The sequence below is a fragment of the Nitrosospira sp. TNL300 genome (genome assembly GCF_055385915.1).
In genome coordinates this window covers 1,271,179-1,290,122 of sequence record NZ_AP041005.1, presented here as the reverse complement: position 1 = coordinate 1,290,122, position 18,944 = coordinate 1,271,179, and the positions used below count along the sequence as shown (strand labels likewise).

Genomic DNA, 18,944 nt, shown 5'->3' with positions numbered 1-18,944 from the left:
AGTGTGATCATGGAAGCCAGCCCTGCCCGCTAGACTAGCATTCGCCTGAGCACTGGCATCTGGAGCAGCCAACCAGCCTGCACGATATCACCAGAGGGGGGAGTATCTTCCCTGCTGTGATTCCGGTTGGCTTGCTGATGCTGCCGTTTCAAACGATATTGGTAAGGGATGCGCTCTTACCGACTCGCTGTGTTGACCATGCAATAAAGGGAAGGGTAAATGGAAAGGGTACCGCGTACTGTCACATAAAACCCGACATGGTGCTCATTTACCGCAAGCGGGATGTTGATATTCTGGAACTGGTGCGTCTTGGTTCGCACAGTGAACTTGAAATTTGATGGGCTCTCCGAAAATCGAGCGTGAGCATGCTGCAGCGCTACGAAACCACCTGCCCGAAGGAATTGCTGGAAACTATCTCTCTGAACTGTGCTTCCCAATATTCCATCGGATCACGTTTGAAGCCGCTTTTGGCAAACTGGTGCCAGCGGCCCACAACATAGCATAGCAGCATATTTGCGTGAGCGGATACGTCCAGGTCCTCTACTATTTCCCGCTCGCTTACTGCAAAACGCAATGCCTGCTTGAGCGTCGCTTCCAGCCGGTCGTGCAGTTGGTTGACGCGATTTTGCAAACGCTCATTCTCGTTTATCAAGGCATCGCCGATCAACACCCTGGTCATTCCAGGATTTTTCTTTGCAAAACCAAGCAATAGGGCAAGGATGCATTCAATCTGCCTGATGCCACTTTTTTCTTCCGCTATCATCTTATTGATGAAGGTGAGCAGGGTTTTTTCTATGAATTCGATCAAATTGTCAAACATTTGTGCTTTGCTGGCAAAATGACGGTAAAGCGCGGCCTCGGAAACATCCAGTTTTGCCGCCAGCGCCGCTGTGGTAATTTTACCTGCCCTAGGCTCCTCCAGCATCTCTGCCAGAACCTGCAGAATCTGATCTTTTCTTTCACCAAGCCTGCCCGTCATTGATCCCTCGCTTCAATCCCGAATTTCAAGCTTTGCCACTTAATAACTAGCGCACGCGGCATACCAGGGGAGGCCGCAGCGCCTGAGATCATTCTGTAGAACAAGTGTATCTCCGGGATTACACTTGCTTCGTTCCGTGTACCTTGTCGGCATCTATTGATCCGGCCAGAAAACACTATGTATCTCGTCATTCAGGCCTGACCCGTCAGTTCGCCTTTATGAGTGTTCCAACTCCCTCATCCGTCAGCACTTCGAGCAATAATCCGTGCTCTACACGTCCATCGATGATGTGACACGATTTAACACCGCTTTTGACTGCATCCAGCGCAGAACTGATCTTGGGAATCATTCCTCCTGAGATGGTACCATCGGCAATTAATTCATCCACCCTCTGTGCAGTCAATCCTGTCAGCAGATTCTCTTCCCTATCCAGTACGCCTGGCGTGTTGGTAAGCAGTATGAGTTTTTCCGCGTTCAAAACCAGCGCCAGTTCCCCGGCGACCAGGTCGGCATTGATGTTATAGGATTCGCCGCGGCTGCCGACGCCGACCGGCGCGATTACCGGGATGAAATCCCGGGTTTCGAGCAACTCGATCAGGGCGGGATCGATGTCCTCTATTTCTCCAACCTGACCGAGATCGACCCATTCGTGCGCTTTCTCTTTGTCGCGCATCAGCATTTTTTTTGCGCGGATAAAGCTGCCGTCCTTGCCTGTCAGGCCGACTGCGCGGCCACCGTGCTGATTGATGAGATTGACGATTTCCTTATTGATCAACCCCAGCACCATCTCTACGACATCCATGGTTTCCGCATCGGTCACGCGCATTCCCTGAATGAAGGCGCCCTGCTTGCCGACCCGCTTCAACATATCGTTGATCTGAGGGCCTCCTCCATGAACGATTACCGGGTTCATGCCGACCACTTTCAGCAGCGCTACGTCATGAGCGAAACACTTTTTGAGATTCTCCTCAGTCATGGCGTTGCCACCATATTTGATGACAATGGTTTTCCCGTGAAAGCGCTGAATATAAGGCAACGCCTCAGCCAGAATTTTTGCTTTGTCTTTTGAGGAGGGTTGAGATGACAGCATGTCCCTATTTGAGAAAATTTTCTGCGCTATTTTACCTTGAGTAGCGTGTTGCCGGGCTTCAAAATTAGACATTCTCCGGCGACATGACAGGGCAAGAGGCCATGTCATCAGCAACAAGGGTCTTGATCCCTCCTCAGATTTCTACCGGTTTCTCGTCAAACCAGCGGTATAACGTCGGCAATACAACCAGTGTCAGCAGAGTTGAGGTGATCAATCCACCAATGACCACCACGGCGAGGGGACGCTGCACTTCCGAACCGGGACCGGTCGCGAAGAGAAACGGTATCAGGCCAAGCATCGCAACTGTTGCCGTCATCAGCACTGGACGGAAGCGTTGCTCACAGCCCTTGATGACAGATTCCGCAACGCTTGCTCCCTGCTCGCGCAGCTTCCGGATATAGGAAATCAGCACGACTCCATTGAGAACCGCAATACCCCATAACGCAATAAAACCGACGGAGGCCGGCACTGAAAGATATTCGCCGGTGACAAAAAGTCCAATGACTCCGCCGATGGAAGCAAATGGCAGCACGAGGATGATGAGCCCGGCGAGTTTGATCGAATTGAACAGCACAAACAGTAAGAAGAAAATCACAGCGATGGTAAGCGGGACTATTATTGAAAGTGTTTCCATTGCGCGTTCCATGTTCTCGAACTGCCCCCCCCAGACAAAGTAATAACCTGTCGGAAGCTGCACTTCCTTTGCGATGCGCTGCTGCACTTCTTCAACGAAGCCCCCGAGGTCGCGTTCATGCACGTTGACACCTACCACCACCCGCCGTTTCGCATATTCGCGCGATACCTGCGCCGGCCCATCGACAACGCGAATATCCGCAACGGCACTCAGCGGCACCAGGAGGCCTCCATTTGCCAGGACGCCATCCGGACCACGTACGCCCGGACGCCGCAGCAGAAGATCGCGAATCGACTCGACGTCGTCGCGAAACCGCTCCGGAAAGCGCAGAACGAGCGAGATGCGTCGTTCACGCTCGAATACGGTCGTCACCGCCTTTCCCCCGATGGCCGTCTGGATCAGTTCATTCACATCGGCAACGTTGAGGCCATGACGCGCAATCGCGTACCGGTTGATATCGATGGTCAGGGATTGCTGTCCCGACAAGCGCTCGATGCGAAGGTCGCGCGCGCCCCGTACAGACTTCAGGATGCGCGCCACCTGTTCAGACAGTTCGCGCAACTTTTCCAGATCATCGCCAAAAATTTTGACGGCAACCTCCGAACGTACACCGGTCACCATCTCGTCAACACGTTGCGCGATAGGTTGGGACAACACGATGGATACACCGGGTAAGACAGCCAGTGCCTTGCGAATGTCCTCCTCGACTTCCGCCTGGGTTCGACCGGATTCCGGATCCAGCGCAGCAATGGGATCAGACTCGTTCTGCGAAGCCGGGTCAGCAGGAGACTCCCCACGACCGAGCTTCGATACCACGGTCTTGACACCCGGCACTGCCGCAATCAGCGCCATTGCCTCCGATTCGATTTCGATAGCCTCATCCAGCGAGATCGAAGGCACCCGGATGATGACAGGCGTAATGGAGCCCTCCTGCATGGTCGGGATGAAGGATTTTCCGAGGAGCGGGAACAACGAAAACGATAATGCGAGCAGACCAATGGCAGTGACGATCGTGGTTTTCTCGTGCGCCAAGGCCGAATTCAGCAACCGATGATAAGTCGATTTGAGGAAGGCTATAATTCGAGTATCTTTATCGGCGCCCCCCTTGAGAATATAGGCACAGAGCACGGGTGAAAGCGTCAACGATACGACCAGCGACACCGCCAACGCGATCGCGATGGTGAATGCAAGCGGGCTGAAGGTCTTGCCCTCCATGCCCTGCAATGCCATGAGCGGAAGAAATACCAGAATGATAATACAGATACCGAAAATCACCGGAGTTCCTACCTCGACGACCGCATCGAGGATGGTTTGCAGTCTGGATTCGCGCGTGCCGCTCGCATGCCCGAGGCGATGATAGACATTTTCCACCACTACCACGGTAGAATCGACCATCAAACCAATGGCGATGGCAAGCCCTCCGAGCGACATCAGGTTGGCAGAAATCTCCTGCTGGTTCATCACCATAAAGGTGACCAGCGGTGTAATGATCAGCGTCGCGACAACGATCAGGCTGGAGCGGACATCTCCCAGAAAGATGAACAATACGACCACAACCAGAAAAATACCTTCCATCAGGACTTTGCTTACCGTCCACAATGCAGCATCTACCAGGTCGGTACGATCATAGAATGGAACGATCTGAAGACCGCCTGGTAACAGCTTGCGATCGTTGATTTCGGCAACTTTTGCCTTTACTCGCCCGACAATTTCCTTCGCGTTCCCACCGCGCAGCATCATCACAATACCTGCGACGGACTCGGTATATCCGCCCTTGATGCTTGCGCCCTGTCGTACTTCCGCCCCGAATTTAACCTCGGCAACGTCCCGTACGAACACAGGAACGCCGTCGACTTCTTTCATAACAATGTTTCTGATATCGTCCAGCGACTGGATCAGTCCGACGCCCCTGATCAGGTACTGCTCGGCATGAAGAGGCAATATGTTGCCACTCGAGTTGGCGTTATTGCTCGCAATCGCCCGATCCACCTGCGCCAAGGTCAGATCGTAGTGGCGCAGCCGGTTAGGGTTGACCAGCACATGGTATTGCTTGACGTAACCCCCCATCGAATTGATTTCGGCCACGCCCTGCACGGAACGCAACAATGGCCGTACTACCCAGTCCTGTATGGTGCGGCGCCGCGTCAATTCCTCCACTGAAAGCGCTTGCTTGCCGTCATCGGGATGCTCCAGGGTATATTGATAGACCTCCCCCAGGCCGGTAGTGACAGGTCCAAGTACCGGTGTAATACCAGGCGGCATCTTGCTTGCAACCCCAAGCAACCGCTCCATCACCAACTGGCGCGCAAAATAGACGTCCGTCTGGTCGGTGAAAACCAGCGTGATAAGCGATATTCCGCTTTTGTTCAGGGCACGCATTTCCACCAGTCCGGGCAGCCCGGTCATCGCAATTTCCACCGGTACAGTTACAATCCGCTCGATTTCTTCCGGGCTGCGGCCTGGCGCTTCCGTCGCGACAATTACCTGGACATTGGTCACGTCTGGAAAGGCATCCACCGACAACTTGGTTGAAGCACGCATGCCGGCAGCCACCAAACCGAGTGCCACTACCACCACTATCAGGCGTTGCTTGAGCATTGCACGAATGATTGATGCCAGCACGGGACTATTCCAGTTCGCCGAGCTTGCGCTCGTTTTCCAGGTGAAATGCGCCATCGACGACGACAGTCTGGTCGATGGAAAGTCCCTTCAGCACAGGACGCATATCGCCTACCTCCGCACCCAGTTCGACGGGAACGCGAAGGAACCGGTTGTCACCCTGGACAAGAAATACATAATCCCGATTGTTTTCGCGCACCACCCCTGTCTCCGGCACCACCAGGCTTTCAACCGGATTGTCGAGAATATGCATGCTCGCGAGCATGGCTGGCTTGAGCTTCCTCCGCGGGTTTTCTACAACGGTCCGCACCATCACTGTTCTTGTCAACGGATTCACGGTATCGGCGACAAAGATGATCAAACCGTCGAAGCTGATATTTCCCAGCGCTGGAACGTGAATCTCCACGTGCTGGCCAACCTGCACATGGCGCGCAATCTGCTCCGGTACGTCACCCACGACCCATACAGAAGAGAGATCGGCAACCTGAAACAACAGGTCAGAGGGTTGGACTACCTGCCCCATGGCGACATTCCGCTCGATAACGATACCCGGTTTGGAGCTCTTGATCGCCACTGAGGGCATGATGGTTCCGTCTTTTCCAAGCTTGTTCAGGGCTCTGCTGTCCATGCCCAACAGGCGCAATTGATCCGCCGCTGCGCCCAACTCTGCCCGCGAAACCTGCAGTTCGGACTCGCGCCGCTGCATTTCCGCAACACTGATGACGTCTGCGGCGAGCAAGTGGCGCGCACGCTCGGCCGCTTTTTCCGCCAGGGTTTCAAGGGAGAACGCCCGCAGGTAAGCCAGTTGCGCCTGAGTCAGTTCCGGACTGGAAATACGGGCGAGCTCGGCGCCCGCCTCGACGTTGTCGCCCAGCATGGCGTACACATCGATAATCCGGCCAGTGACGTTAGCCCCGACACGGACCAGCCTGTGCTCATCCACCTCGACCTGGCTCGGCGCCTGCAGCTTGTCGGCGATATTGATCAAGGTGGGTTTCCCAACCTTGACGTGATGCATCTTTTCGGGCTCCAGTGTGACGAGATTCACGTTTTCTGGCTCTTTTGCCACAACCTCCTCTTTGACTGCCGGCTTGCCGCCCCCGCACCCGGAAACAGACAATACAAGCAGGATGCCGATTAACGGCATGGTGATTTTCATTCTAAGTCTTCCTTGGGGTAATATGCCCGGAGGCGGTCAATCTCGGTAACCGCGGCCTGCAAATCGAATCGGGCCTGCAAGAAGTCCGAAAGCACTCCGCGCAGCATGCGCTGCGTATCGAGCACTTCGATCAGGCCACGTTCGCCAAAGCGGTAGGCTGCCTGCGCGATTTCCAGCGCCTTTTCAGCTTCCTTGACCAATCCGCCGTCGAACATGTCCACTCGGCGCTGGGCGATCTGCTTGGCTTGCCAGGCGGATTCCAGCAGCTGTCCTATTTCAAAGCGCCGAAACTCCAATATTCCGCGCGCCCGCTCCGAGTCCGCGACAGCCGCATTGATTTCGCCGCGTCGCTGATAGAACAATGGGATAGTCACATTCAGGCCGGCGAGATTCGAGGTGTACTGCGCCTCCTGGAAATTACTGAGCAATACCGTTAATGATGGCAGCACCGCGGCGCGTTCCTGGTCGATCCGCAGCCGCGCCCGCTTCCATTCGGCCTCCAGGCGCGTAATTTCCGGATTGACTGCCGGCACAGTTTCGCGCAACTCTTCCAGGGGAGGAAGGCTCACGGGCTGTGCGAGCGACCCCTGTATCTGGAAATCAGGCTGCAAGGCGCCAGCAGTGAGTTGCATCAGGGCAATACGCGCTCTTTGGGCATTCAAGTGCGCGGCTTCCCTACGCGAAGCCGCGGCCAGAACTTCCGTTTCGGCCCTGATCAGTTCGAAGCGTGGCGCCTCGCCCACATCCACACGCACCTTGACGCGGCGACGTATTTCCTCCATCAGATCGGAAACGCTTGCCTCCACTCGCGCCACTTCCTGACGCAGGATCAGTTCATAGGCAGCGACACGCAACTGCGCCGCTAAATCCGCCCTCACCTGTTCCAGGCCTGCATGACTGGCATTCACCCCTGCTTCTGCCGAGCCGATGCGCGCACTCCGGAGGAACGGATTCTCGATCGTCTGAGATATGGTAAATTGACGGTGGCTGTTTGAAGGTTGAGCCTGAGGAATACGGGCATGCTGGGGCCCAGCCATGAAGGTCAATTGCGGATTGGGAAAAGCGGACGCGCCAATGACGCCCGCTTCCGCAGCTTTTATTTGAAAATTCGCTGCCTGCACCAGACCATTGGCCTTCAATCCGAGCCGCTGCAACTCCTCAATGGTAAGGATCTGGGAAGGCGGTGTAGCTGACGTAGGCATGGTTGGACCAGGTGCAGCAGGAGCCAGCAAGCCAGGTAACCGTCCCGTTGCCGATCCCGGTACGGTTGGGCCGGGCGTAGTGGCCGGCGGCAGAGCGGGTGACCGGGGCGCAGGCATGACAGGTGGCGCAGGAGCAGGTGCTGGAGCCGGCGGAAGCGCCGGAGGTGCGGTAATGGCAGGAATCGTTGAAGGGTCCAAAGCCAAAGCCGGCAAAAGTGGCGAAACAAGGATCAGGGCCGGCAGAATACGGCAAAGACGTGATATAGGCATGTACTACCCGTTGATTTCTTCGAGGCGATGCCTGAGCGATCGCACCGGACGCATTAAGACTGCGGAAAAGAAGGTCTCAACAACAGCGACGGCAGCAGCTTTGCTGCCAGTTGGAACGGCGAAAGGAACAGCATATAAATATGAACGCGCGATACGCGAGACGGATGACACGGCAAAGCTCATCTAATTTAGTCTAGATGAGAAATTGCATCAAGAAAAGTAGTATCTCGCTGATGATATAATCGGTTTTCACGAAGTATCGAGTTTGTCTGCACACTGATGCTTAATTACAAGCAATTGCACTATTTTTGGGCAGTAGCCAAAGCGGGCAGCATTGTCCGCGCCAGCGAACGCTTGAACCTTACGCCCCAGACTCTGAGCGGCCAGATCGGATTGCTAGAAGATGCGCTGGGGGTAGCCCTTTTTTTACGGGTAGGAAGACGCCTCGAACTGACCGAGACGGGTCGCCACGCCCTATCGTATGCCGATGAAATCTTTCAGATTGGAAACGAACTGGAAGAAGCGCTGCGGACTCGTCCGGAACGTCACGCCCTTCCATTCCGGGTGGGCGTCGATGATGCGGTCCCCAAATCCATCGCCTACCGGTTGTTAACGCCTGCCATGGAGCTTGCTTCGCCGGTACGCATTGTCTGCCGCGAGGACAAACTGGTGCGGTTGCTGGTGGAACTGGCGATCCAGCGAGTCGATTTGATACTGGCCGACCGCCCCATGCCGGATGAAGCAAATGTGAAAGGCTACAGTCATAAGCTGGGAAACTGCGGCATTACATTTTTTGCCGCATCACGCCTTGCAAAAACGTTCAAAAAAAAGTGGCCCCATGTTCTCGATGCGGCCCCCTTGCTCATTCCCGGTAAAGACGCCGCCATACGGATACCATTGATGCGATGGTTCGACGTCCACCAACTCCGCCCCCACATCGTGGGAGAGTTCGACGACAGCGCACTGATGCAGGCATTCGGCCAGGCAGGTATCGGCATTTTCATTGCCCCATCCGTAATAGCCGACGAGGTGCGGCGTGAACATGGCGTTGTTGTTGTCGGCCGCACTGACGAGGTTACCGAACAGTTTTATGCCATCTCCCTGGAACGCCGTCTTACGCACCCTGCCGTCGTCGCCATCAACGATACAGCCCACCGGGAGCTATTCGCGACCCTGGTTGCTTCCTAGCGGGCTTCAAAGGCGTAGTCCACGCCACACATCGGATTTAAGCTGCCGGCCGTGTCATGCCGTGTTCCCGGTGCTCAGGAACAACTGATTGATACGCTTGACGAAACCAGCGGGATCATCCAGTTGCCCGCCCTCCGCCAACAGCGCCTGATCGAACAAAATGTGGCTCCAGTCGGCGAAATGAGTTTCCTCCGATTTCAGGCGCTCTACCATGGGATGATACGGATTGATTTCCAGGATAGGTTTGGTATGCGTGACCTTCTGCCCGGCAGACTTGAGCAAGCGCTCCAGGTTTCCGCTCATGTCATGGGTTTCCGCCACCAGGCAGGCGGGAGATTCGGTCAGACGCAAGGTGATCCGCACATCCTTTACCTGCTCACCGAGCACTTCTTTTATTTTCTCGGTAAGTTCCTTGTATTCACCCGCTTCTTTTTCCTGTTCCTTTTTCTCCGCCTCGTCCTCCAGTTTACCCAGATCGAGACTGCCCTTTGCTACGGACTGCAGGTGTTTGCCCTCGAACTCAGGCAGATTCGCAACCAGCCACTCGTCCACGCGATCGAACAGCAGAATGACTTCAATATCTTTCTTGCGGAAAATTTCGAGGTGCGGACTGCTTTTAGCCGCCGTGAGACTGTCGGCCGTGACATAGTAGATCTTTTCCTGCCCATCCTTCATGCGTCCTACATAATCGCTCAAGGAGACGTCCTGCTCTTCCGAATCGGAATGGGTAGAAACAAAGCGCAGCAGCTTGGCGATGCGCTCGCGGTTGGCATAGTCTTCCGCTACCCCCTCTTTCATCACCTGTCCGAATTCCTTCCAGAAGGTCTTGAATCTGGTCTTCTCGTCGTCGGTTTCGCTTTGGGCCAGGTCGTCGAGTAATCCCAGCACCTTTTTCACCGAGCCGGCGCGCATGGCTTCAATGTCCTTCGATTCCTGCAATATCTCGCGGGAAACATTCAGCGGCAGATCATTCGAATCTATTATTCCTCGTACGAAACGCAGGTAATTGGGCAGCAACTGTTTGGCATCATCCATGATGAATACTCTTCTGACATACAGTTTGATGCCGTGGCGGGATTCGCGATCATACAGATCGAACGGGGCACGGGAGGGGATATAAAGCAGTTGCGTATATTCCTGCTTGCCTTCTACCCTGGCGTGAACATACGCCAGCGGAGGTTCGAAGTCGTGCGCGACATGCTTGTAGAATTCGTTGTACTGCTCTTCGCTGATCTCGTTTTTCGGCCGCGCCCACAAGGCACTTGCCTGGTTGATGGTTTCGTCTTCCTCCGTGACGATGTTTTCATTTTTTTCCTGCGACCATTCCTCTTTTTTCATCACGATGGGAAGGGTGATATGGTCCGAGTACTTGCGGATGATGGAGCGCAGGCGCCAACCATTGAGCAGTTCATCCTCTCCTTCGCGCAAATGCAAGGTCACCTCGGTGCCGCGGCCGGGTTTCTCGACTGTCTCAAGAGTGTAATCCCCCTCACCGCCCGATTCCCAGCGCACACCATGTTCGTGCGTCAGGCCAGCGCGCCGCGTGGTAAGCGTCACTTTGTCAGCAACAATGAATGCGGAATAAAAACCCACCCCGAACTGGCCGATCAGGTGCGCATCCTTGGCCTGGTCGCCAGTTAGCGCGTCGAAGAATTCGCGTGTGCCGGACTTGGCGATAGTGCCGATATGGTCTATCACCTCCTGCCGCGACATGCCGATGCCATTGTCGGCAACAGTAATGGTGCGTTCCGCCTTATCGTAACTTACACGTATTTTCAGGTCCGAATCGGATTCGTACAGGGCCCCATCGGTCAAAGCTTCGAACCGCAGCTTGTCGGCAGCATCCGACGCGTTGGAAATCAGTTCGCGCAAGAAAATTTCCTTGTTACTATACAAGGAATGGATCATCAGCTTGAGGAGTTGCTTGACCTCGGTCTGAAAATTCAAATGTTCTTTTGTAGCTGTTGCTTCCATTGTTTTCCTCCAAAAAAATGCAATAAAGTAAATAAGGGCAAATCCGGGATTTTCAAGTTGAAAAGCTTCATACCGATAATTTTCCGCGCCATCTCTCTGTCTCTGTCCTACTCCTTCATTTGCCGCACACGCACCCGATTTGATTTCTGAATATCGTTAAACCGGAGTCTGACCATGCACATCACAAAAATTCTCATACGTTTCATGGCCGCTTACCTGCTCTTTTATGGCTTACCTGCGATGGCGGAAAGCAAAACCGGCAAGCTGCCCCTGGACAAGATCAAATTACCGGCTGGATTTTCGATCGAAGTGTGGGCCGAAGCGCCGAACGCGCGCGGACTGGCGCTGGGAAAAAACGGTACGGTGTTCGCAGGCTCGATGGATGAGGGCAATATCTACGCCATCAGGGACAAGGGGGGGGAACGTGAGGTAAAAACCATCGCCAGAGGGCTTAATCTTCCCATAGGTGTCGCCTTTCGCGATGGCGCGTTATATGCTTCATCGGTCGACCGCATCCTGCGTTTTGACGATATTGAGGAAAAACTCGATCAGCCCGGAAAACCCTACGTTGTCACCGAACGATTTCCCAACGAGAGACACCATGGGGGCAGATATATAGGTTTTGGCCCGGATGGTCTTCTGTATGTCGCGGTGGGCGCCCCATGCAATATCTGCGAAACGGAGCCGGAGAAGTTTTCGCTGATTTCCCGCATCAATCCGGATGGCTCAAATTATGAGGTCTTCGCGTACGGGGTACGAAACTCGGTAGGATTCGATTGGCATCCCGAAACAAAGGAACTGTGGTTTACCGATAACGGCCGGGACTGGATGGGCGACAACTTGCCGCCGGACGAGCTCAACCGTGCACCAAAAAAGGGAATGCATTTCGGCTACCCTTACTGCCATTCCGACGACATCCTTGACCCGAAGTACGGTGCAAAGCGGGATTGCCGCAAGCTCGTTTCACCCGCAGCAAAACTTCCCCCGCACGCAGGCACCCTGGGGATGCGCTTCTATACAGGGACCATGTTTCCTCCTCAATATCGCAATAGCGTCTTTATAGCCGAACATGGCTCATGGAACCGGCGCAATAAAATCGGCTACCGCATCGAACTCGCGAAGATAAAGAACAACAAGGTGGTAAAGCAGGAAGTGTTTGCCGAAGGTTGGCTGGAAAATGAAAAAAATTGGGGAAGGCCCGTGGATGTGCTGGTGATGCCGGACGGGGCACTGCTCGTGTCGGATGATTTTGCCGGGGTAATTTATCGGATCAGTTATAAGAAACCTTGAGCAGACTGAGCGATGCAAAACGAGCGCAACCAACAATTCAGGAGCAGCCTTCATTTAAGTGACCGGTGTGGGAACAGCGATAATTTGACTTCAATTGATTTTTCCACGCTTTCCCCTGAACGCGTGTTGGACGCTCTGGAAAGCTTGGGTTTCCGCAGCGACGGCCGGCTGCTGGCACTCAACAGCTACGAGAACCGCGTCTACCAAATCGGCCTCGAAAACGGTGCGCCAGTCGTAGCAAAATTCTACCGCCCGGAACGCTGGACGAACAATGCCATTCTTGAGGAACACGCGTTCGTGCAGGAACTGGCCAAACACGAAATTCCTGTCGTACCCCCGTTGGTGCTGCAAGGAACATCGCTGCATTATTTTGAGGGATTTCGTTTCACTGTTTTTCCAAGGCACGGCGGCCGCGCGCCGGAACTGGAAGATCACCACACGCTGGAATGGATGGGTCGCTTCCTTGCACGTATCCATGCTGTTGGTGCGCTCAACCCCTTTCATGAACGCCCCGAACTGAATATCGCCAGCTTCGGCGAACAACCGCGCGACTATCTGCTGGGGCATGGATTCGTTCCACCTGATCTTGAGGCTGCTTATCGCAGCGCTGTGAATCAGGCATTGGAGGGTGCGCGGCACTGTTTTGCGCGTGCAGGGGAAGTGCGCGCGTTACGCCTGCACGGCGACTGCCATGCAGGCAATGTTTTGTGGACTGACGATGGTCCGCATTTCGTCGATTTTGACGACAGCCGCATGGGACCAGCAGTACAGGACTTGTGGATGCTGTTATCCGGCGAACGGGCCGACATGAGGAAGCAGTTGGACAGCGTGCTGGCCGGGTATGAGAACTTCTTCGATTTCGACGAGAGGGAATTGCATCTGGTCGAGGCATTACGCACTCTGCGCTTGATCCACTACGCGGCATGGCTTGCGCAGCGGTGGGACGATCCTGCTTTCAGGCGAGCCTTTCCCTGGTTCAACACCCAACGCTACTGGCAGGATCGCGTTCTCGAATTGCGGGAACAGATCGCCCTCATGGATGAACCGCCGCTATGACAGGATTAACAGGCATATTGATATCCTCCCCGGCATGAATGCCGGAGATTCCTACGGCGCTCAGGCGCGGCATTGGGCCACTCCTGAATCGCTTCGGTGAGTTCTTGGGCTGAGTGCCTTACTGTGCGACTCATGTCTCCGCAAGCGTTACTTTCCGCCTATCCTCTTCCTGCGGAAGAGACTGCTCCGCCCTTTGCCCGGCGCCCCATAGCACTACAATAAAGCCTGAGCAGGTAGACAACAGTGTCGGTGGTATCAACAAGAGGTGGGCGCCGTCAGCCTGCTTCGGGGTCGCATCTTCCTGCGGAAGAAACTGCTCCGCCCTTTGCCCGGCGCCCCATAGCGCTACAATAAAGCCTGAGCAGGTAGACAACAGTGTCGGTGGTATCAACAAGAGGTGGGCGCCGTCAGCCTGCTTCGGGGTCGCATCTTCCTGCGGAAGAGACTGCTCCGCCCTTTGCAGGCTAAGTCGAGTGTTGTATCGCGTAGGAGCAGAGGGCGATAAGTGATTGGGGGAAGATGCCGAATGCGAGTATTGCGATTCCGTTGGCGCTCAACAATACTTTTACGTCGCCTTTCGGCGCGATGACCACATCGGTTTCAGATTCGTCGAAATACATGAGCTTGACGATACGCAGGTAATAGAATACCCCGATCAGCGAAAGGAGCACAGCCAGCACGGCGAGCCAGGTGTACCCTGCGTTCAGCACGGCCTGAAGCACTGACAGCTTGGCATAAATGCCCACAGTGGGTGGTATGCCGGCCATGGAGAACATCAGCAGCAGCATGATAAAAGCATACCATGGATTGCGCCGGTTGAGCCCTTTGTAATCATCCAGTCTATCCGCTTCAAAGCCCGCGCGTGAGAGAAGCATGATAATGCCGAATGTACCCATTGTCATGAGTACGTAGACCACCACGTAAAACATTGCGGCACTGTAGCCGTTTTCATTCGCGCCGATAATGCCAAGCAGCATGAACCCCATGTGCGAGATGGTGGAATAGGCCAGCATGCGCTTGATGTTGCTCTGGGCGATAGCGGCAATATTGCCGATCACCATTGACGTGATTGCAAGTATGATCAGCATGCCCTGCCAATCGCCGGACATCGCACCCAGACCCTCCACCAGCAGGCGCATGACAAAACCGAATGCCGCGAGTTTCGGCGCCGAACCGATAAACAGCACCACTGCTGAAGACGCCCCTTCATAAACATCGGGCGCCCACATATGGAAAGGCGCCGCACTCAGCTTGAAACTGATGCCGGCCACAATGAAAACCAGGCCGACAACCAGCACACCCTGGCTGATTACTCCACCTTCGATCACTTCCGTCACACTGGCGATATGGAGCGAGCCGGTGGCGCCATAAATCATTGACATGCCATACAGCAGAAAGCCGGACGCCAGGGCACCCAGGACAAAAAACTTTATTGCCGCCTCGGTGGCTCCTGCCGAGTCGCGCCTCAACGCAACCATCGCATAGAGGGACAAGGAAAGGAGTTCCAGCCCCAGGTAGAGTGTCATGAAGTGGCTGGCGGAAATCATGACCATCATTCCGAGGGTCGCGAACAGCGCGAGGCTGAAGAATTCTCCGCTGAGTATTCCCCGATCCGAAATATAAGTACGGGAATAAACCAGCACTACGGATACGGTGACATAAACCAGCATCTTGAGAATGTCGGCTAGCGTGTCATCGACAAACATGCCGGAAAACGTATGGACGGCGTCAGGCCCCGCGGTACCGAAGGTGATCAGCATACAGCCGAACAGCGTCAGTTGGGCTAAAAGATAGGCAGTGCCGGGCTTCTTGTCGCCCCATGCAAGATCAGCCATTAATACTCCGCACACCATTACCAGAAGGAATATTTCCGGATAGGCTGGCGCGAAATCAGGCAGCATAAAATTCATTTATCATCCTTAGCCGAGTCGGGGCGCGCTTCGCTCACTGCAATTCACTGCAATTTGCTGCGAGCAACATGCGCAAGTAAATCATCAACGGTGGTATGCATGACTTCCGTCAAGGGGAGCGGATACAGCCCCATCCCCAATACTGCCGCCGCGAGTACGGCCAATACAAGAATCTCGCGTACGCCGATATCTTTCATTTCCTCCACTGCCGGGTGCACAACGGCACCGAATATCACGCGCTTATACATCCAGAGGGTATAAGCGGCGCCTGTGATGAGTGTCGTGGCGGCCAGAAACGCGTACCAGAAATTCACCTTCATTGAGGCCATGATGACCATGAATTCGCCGACGAAACCGCTGGTTCCGGGCAATCCGGAGTTGGCCATGGCAAACAGCATGAAAAAAGCGGCAAAGACAGGCATACGGTGCGCCACCCCCCCATAGTCCACGATCTGACGGGAATGCAGTCTGTCATACATGACGCCGATGCAAAGAAACATTGCAGCCGAAATAAAGCCATGTGAAATCATCTGGACCATGGCGCCTTCAAGGCCGTAATTATTGAACAGGAAAAAACCGAGGGTGACAAAACCCATATGCGCCACCGATGAGTAGGCAATCAGCTTTTTCATGTCCGCCTGCACCAGAGCAACCAGGCCGATATAGACGACCGCGATCAGCGACAATGCGATCATCATGCCCGCGAGCTGATGGCTTGCGTCCGGCAGGATCGGCAGCGAAAACCGCAGGAACCCGTAGCCTCCCATTTTCAGCAGGATGGCGGCAAGTACTACGGAACCCCCGGTCGGCGCTTCCACGTGTGCGTCGGGCAGCCACGTATGGACGGGCCACATGGGAACCTTGACTGCGAAAGCCAGCAGGAAGGCGATGAATATCAGGACCTGCGATGCCATCGACAAAGGCAGTTTATGATATTCAAGTATCGAGAAGCTGCCTTCGGAAACCTGGTAAAGATAGATGAATGCCACCAGCATCAGCAGTGAACCGAGCAGCGTATAAAGGAAAAACTTGATTGCCGCATAAACCCGGTTGGGTCCACCCCAGATGCCAATGATGAGAAACATCGGAATGAGCGAAGCTTCCCAGAAGACATAGAAGAGAATTGCATCCAGCGACGAAAAAACACCGTTGACGATGCCGGACATGATGAGAAAGGCGCCCATGTACTGCGATACGCGCCTGGTAATCACTTCCCATCCCGCGATCACTACCAGGGGGGTGGTAAAAGCATTCAGCAGTATCAGGGGCATGGCGATTCCATCCACCCCGAGGTGATAGTGAACGTTGAAGCGTTCGATCCACACATGTTTCTCGACGAACTGCATGGTGCTCGCCAACGGATCGAAGCTGGTATAAAGCGGAATCGCCACCAGAAAACCCGCAACCGATCCGACGAGTGCGATCATGCGCGCCAGCGGAGCATTACGATCGCCACCGGTAGCGAGTACAGCAACACCGGCAAGAATAGGCAGCCAGATAACCAGACTTAACAGGGGGAAACCAAACAACATGTCTATTCCATTTTTTTCATTAGCGTGCAGCGGATGCGGGATAGTCCCACAACTAACATTTTTATTATATTTTTCGTTGTCCCATTACCAGAACAACCACAAACTCATCAATATAAACACGCCAACGATCATGGTGAACGCGTAGTGATAGATGTAGCCCGTCTGGAAGCGGCGCATCAATGTGGAGGCTCCGGCTACTAACCCCGCCGTGCCATTCACAAAGAATCCGTCAATTACCTTGACATCCCCGAACTTCCACAATACCCGGCCAAGCAGGCGTGCGCCGCCCGCAAACAGCCAGGAATAGAGTTCGTCTATGAAGTATTTGCGCTCGAGCAGCGTTGCAAACGGTCCGGCCGCCCACTTGATTTTTGCGGGCAGATCGGGTTTTGCGATATAGAGATACCAGGCGGCAAAGATACTGGCAACGGATAACCAGAAAGGAACAGTGGAAAGCGCATGGCTCATCATTCCTGGGATGCCGTGAAACTCCGCTGCCATTTTCGCCATTGCTTCGTGTTGAGGCGCAATCTGTATCGTATTGGCAAAGTAATCGCCAAACAGCATCGGACCTATCAGCCAGCCTGCGCCAATGCTCGGTATGGCGAGGGCAACCAGGGGCAGGGTCACTACCCAGGGAGATTCATGCAAATGCTCTTCGGTGTGATGATCCATGCGCGGCTGGCCGTGGAACGTCATGAACAACAGGCGAAAGGTATAAAACCCTGTTACCAGGACAGTAGCCACGGTACAGAAATAGGCAAAGCCGGCACCGGGAATATCGGCAAAATGCACCGCTTCTATGATCGCATCCTTCGAGAAGAAACCTGAAAAGCCGAGGACGCCGGCATTGGCGAGTGCTGCAACAAACATGGTCCAGTAGGTAATGGGCATGTACTTCTTGAGTCCACCCATCTTGCGCATGTCCTGTTCATGATGCATGGCAATAATCACGGAACCTGCGCCAAGGAACAGCACTGCCTTGAAAAAGGCATGCGTCATGAGGTGAAAAATTGCGGCCGGATAAGCGGATGCGCCGAGCGCCACCGTCATGTAGCCGAGTTGCGACAGGGTCGAGTATGCCACGACGCGCTTGATGTCGTACTGGACGATCGCCACCAGCGCCATGAACAGGGTCGTGATGCTGCCTATCACCAGAACCACGGAGAGCGCGGTCTCGGTCAGTTCGAACAGGGGTGACATGCGCGCCACCATGAAAATACCGGCAGTGACCATGGTTGCAGCATGGATCAGTGCTGAAATGGGCGTGGGGCCTTCCATCGAATCCGGCAGCCATACATGTAGCGGAAACTGGGCCGATTTACCCATGGCGCCGACGAAAAGCAGGATACAGATGACGGTCAGCACTGCCCAGGGCGAACCGGAAGTGATTTCGATCGTCTCAGCCGCGACGTTGGGGGCCTGGGCGAACACGGCAGCATAATCCAGCGTGCCGAAATACGCCAATACCAGACCAATGCCGAGGAGAAAACCGAAGTCACCGACGCGATTGACCATGAACGCCTTCAGGTTCGCGTAAATGGCCGTCGGACGCGTGTACCAGAAGCCGATCAGGAGATATGAAACCAGCCCTACCGCCTCCCATCCGAAGAACAACTGGAGAAAATTGTTGGACATCACCAGCATCAGCATGGAGAAGGTAAAAAGCGAGATATAGCTGAAAAAACGCTGGTAACCAGGGTCGTCATGCATATAGCCGATGGTATAGATATGCACCATCAGCGATACGAAACTCACCACGACCATCGTGGTCGCGGAAAGCTGATCGATCAGAAATCCTACTTCGAAACGCACGCCACCCGATGTCAGCCAGGTATAAACCGTGCCGTTGTATACGTTCCCTTTCAGCACATCGAGGAACACGGCAATCGACGCTGCCACGCAGACGAACATAAGGGCAATGGTGACGCGATGGCTTGCTGCAGCACCAATCACACGTCCAAGCAGGCCGGCTATAAGCGCCCCCGCCAGCGGTGCCAGGGGCACCAACAGGTATAGATTTTGCATCTCAGTCATGAAA

At 54.6% G+C, this 18,944-nt stretch carries 15 protein-coding genes; 5 read left to right on the top strand and 10 right to left on the bottom strand.

Annotated elements, in window-relative coordinates; genetic code table 11:
• The first annotated feature begins 137 nt into the window (after positions 1–137).
• Entirely contained in the window at positions 138–338 is a 201-nt protein-coding gene (locus ACZ5BW_RS05875) for a type II toxin-antitoxin system mRNA interferase toxin, RelE/StbE family (protein ID WP_464543337.1), read from the top strand.
• Positions 339–376: 38 nt separating this feature from the next.
• Here ACZ5BW_RS05875 and slmA read toward each other — a convergent pair whose 3' ends face one another.
• The 5 genes from slmA to ACZ5BW_RS05850 all read right to left on the bottom strand — a co-directional run bounded on the left by slmA (position 377) and on the right by ACZ5BW_RS05850 (position 7,683).
• Positions 377–979 (bottom strand): nucleoid occlusion factor SlmA, encoded by a 603-nt coding sequence (gene slmA / locus ACZ5BW_RS05870; protein WP_464543336.1) that lies wholly within the window; start codon positions 977–979, stop codon positions 377–379.
• A gap of 205 nt (positions 980–1,184) precedes the next feature.
• Positions 1,185–2,069: an acetylglutamate kinase gene (gene argB / locus ACZ5BW_RS05865; protein WP_464543659.1), complete on the bottom strand. Its 885-nt coding sequence runs from the start codon at positions 2,067–2,069 to the stop codon at positions 1,185–1,187.
• A gap of 133 nt (positions 2,070–2,202) precedes the next feature.
• Positions 2,203–5,325 (bottom strand): efflux RND transporter permease subunit, encoded by a 3,123-nt coding sequence (locus ACZ5BW_RS05860; RefSeq protein ID WP_464543335.1) that lies wholly within the window; start codon positions 5,323–5,325, stop codon positions 2,203–2,205.
• A 4-nt stretch (positions 5,326–5,329) separates the two neighbouring features.
• Positions 5,330–6,481 (bottom strand): efflux RND transporter periplasmic adaptor subunit, encoded by a 1,152-nt coding sequence (locus ACZ5BW_RS05855; protein WP_464543334.1) that lies wholly within the window; start codon positions 6,479–6,481, stop codon positions 5,330–5,332.
• Entirely contained in the window at positions 6,478–7,683 is a 1,206-nt protein-coding gene (locus tag ACZ5BW_RS05850) for a TolC family protein (protein WP_464543333.1), read from the bottom strand. The genes ACZ5BW_RS05855 and ACZ5BW_RS05850 overlap by 4 nt, the downstream gene beginning before the upstream one ends.
• Between ACZ5BW_RS05850 and ACZ5BW_RS05845 the strand changes: the two genes are divergently transcribed.
• Positions 7,682–8,140, top strand: a complete 459-nt coding sequence (locus ACZ5BW_RS05845; RefSeq protein WP_464543332.1) for a hypothetical protein — start codon at positions 7,682–7,684, stop codon at positions 8,138–8,140. The genes ACZ5BW_RS05850 and ACZ5BW_RS05845 overlap by 2 nt on opposite strands.
• 92 nt (positions 8,141–8,232) lie before the next feature.
• On the top strand, positions 8,233–9,141 hold the full coding sequence (gene nhaR, locus ACZ5BW_RS05840; RefSeq protein ID WP_464543331.1) for a transcriptional activator NhaR: 909 nt from the start codon (positions 8,233–8,235) through the stop codon (positions 9,139–9,141).
• 54 nt (positions 9,142–9,195) lie between these two features.
• Here nhaR and htpG read toward each other — a convergent pair whose 3' ends face one another.
• Complete coding sequence (gene htpG / locus ACZ5BW_RS05835; protein ID WP_464543330.1) at positions 9,196–11,115, bottom strand: molecular chaperone HtpG; 1,920 nt, start codon at positions 11,113–11,115, stop codon at positions 9,196–9,198.
• A 174-nt stretch (positions 11,116–11,289) separates the two neighbouring features.
• On the opposite strand from htpG, the gene ACZ5BW_RS05830 reads away from it, so the two are divergent.
• Positions 11,290–12,405 (top strand): PQQ-dependent sugar dehydrogenase, encoded by a 1,116-nt coding sequence (locus ACZ5BW_RS05830; protein WP_464543329.1) that lies wholly within the window; start codon positions 11,290–11,292, stop codon positions 12,403–12,405.
• Between the two features lie 84 nt (positions 12,406–12,489).
• The gene (locus tag ACZ5BW_RS05825) at positions 12,490–13,461 is read left to right on the top strand and encodes a serine/threonine protein kinase (protein ID WP_464543328.1); all 972 of its coding nucleotides are present in this window, start codon (positions 12,490–12,492) and stop codon (positions 13,459–13,461) included.
• 130 nt (positions 13,462–13,591) lie between these two features.
• Here ACZ5BW_RS05825 and ACZ5BW_RS05820 read toward each other — a convergent pair whose 3' ends face one another.
• The 4 genes from ACZ5BW_RS05820 to nuoL form a co-directional block, all read right to left on the bottom strand.
• Positions 13,592–13,855, bottom strand: coding sequence for a hypothetical protein (locus ACZ5BW_RS05820; RefSeq protein WP_464543327.1), 264 nt, complete (start codon positions 13,853–13,855; stop codon positions 13,592–13,594).
• 70 nt (positions 13,856–13,925) lie between these two features.
• Complete coding sequence (nuoN, locus tag ACZ5BW_RS05815) at positions 13,926–15,371, bottom strand: NADH-quinone oxidoreductase subunit NuoN (RefSeq protein WP_464543326.1); 1,446 nt, start codon at positions 15,369–15,371, stop codon at positions 13,926–13,928.
• Positions 15,372–15,415: 44 nt separating this feature from the next.
• Positions 15,416–16,903, bottom strand: coding sequence for an NADH-quinone oxidoreductase subunit M (locus ACZ5BW_RS05810; protein WP_464543325.1), 1,488 nt, complete (start codon positions 16,901–16,903; stop codon positions 15,416–15,418).
• Between the two features lie 84 nt (positions 16,904–16,987).
• A complete protein-coding gene (gene nuoL / locus ACZ5BW_RS05805) occupies positions 16,988–18,940 on the bottom strand; it encodes an NADH-quinone oxidoreductase subunit L (protein WP_464543324.1) in 1,953 nt (650 codons plus the stop codon).
• Positions 18,941–18,944 lie beyond the last annotated feature (4 nt).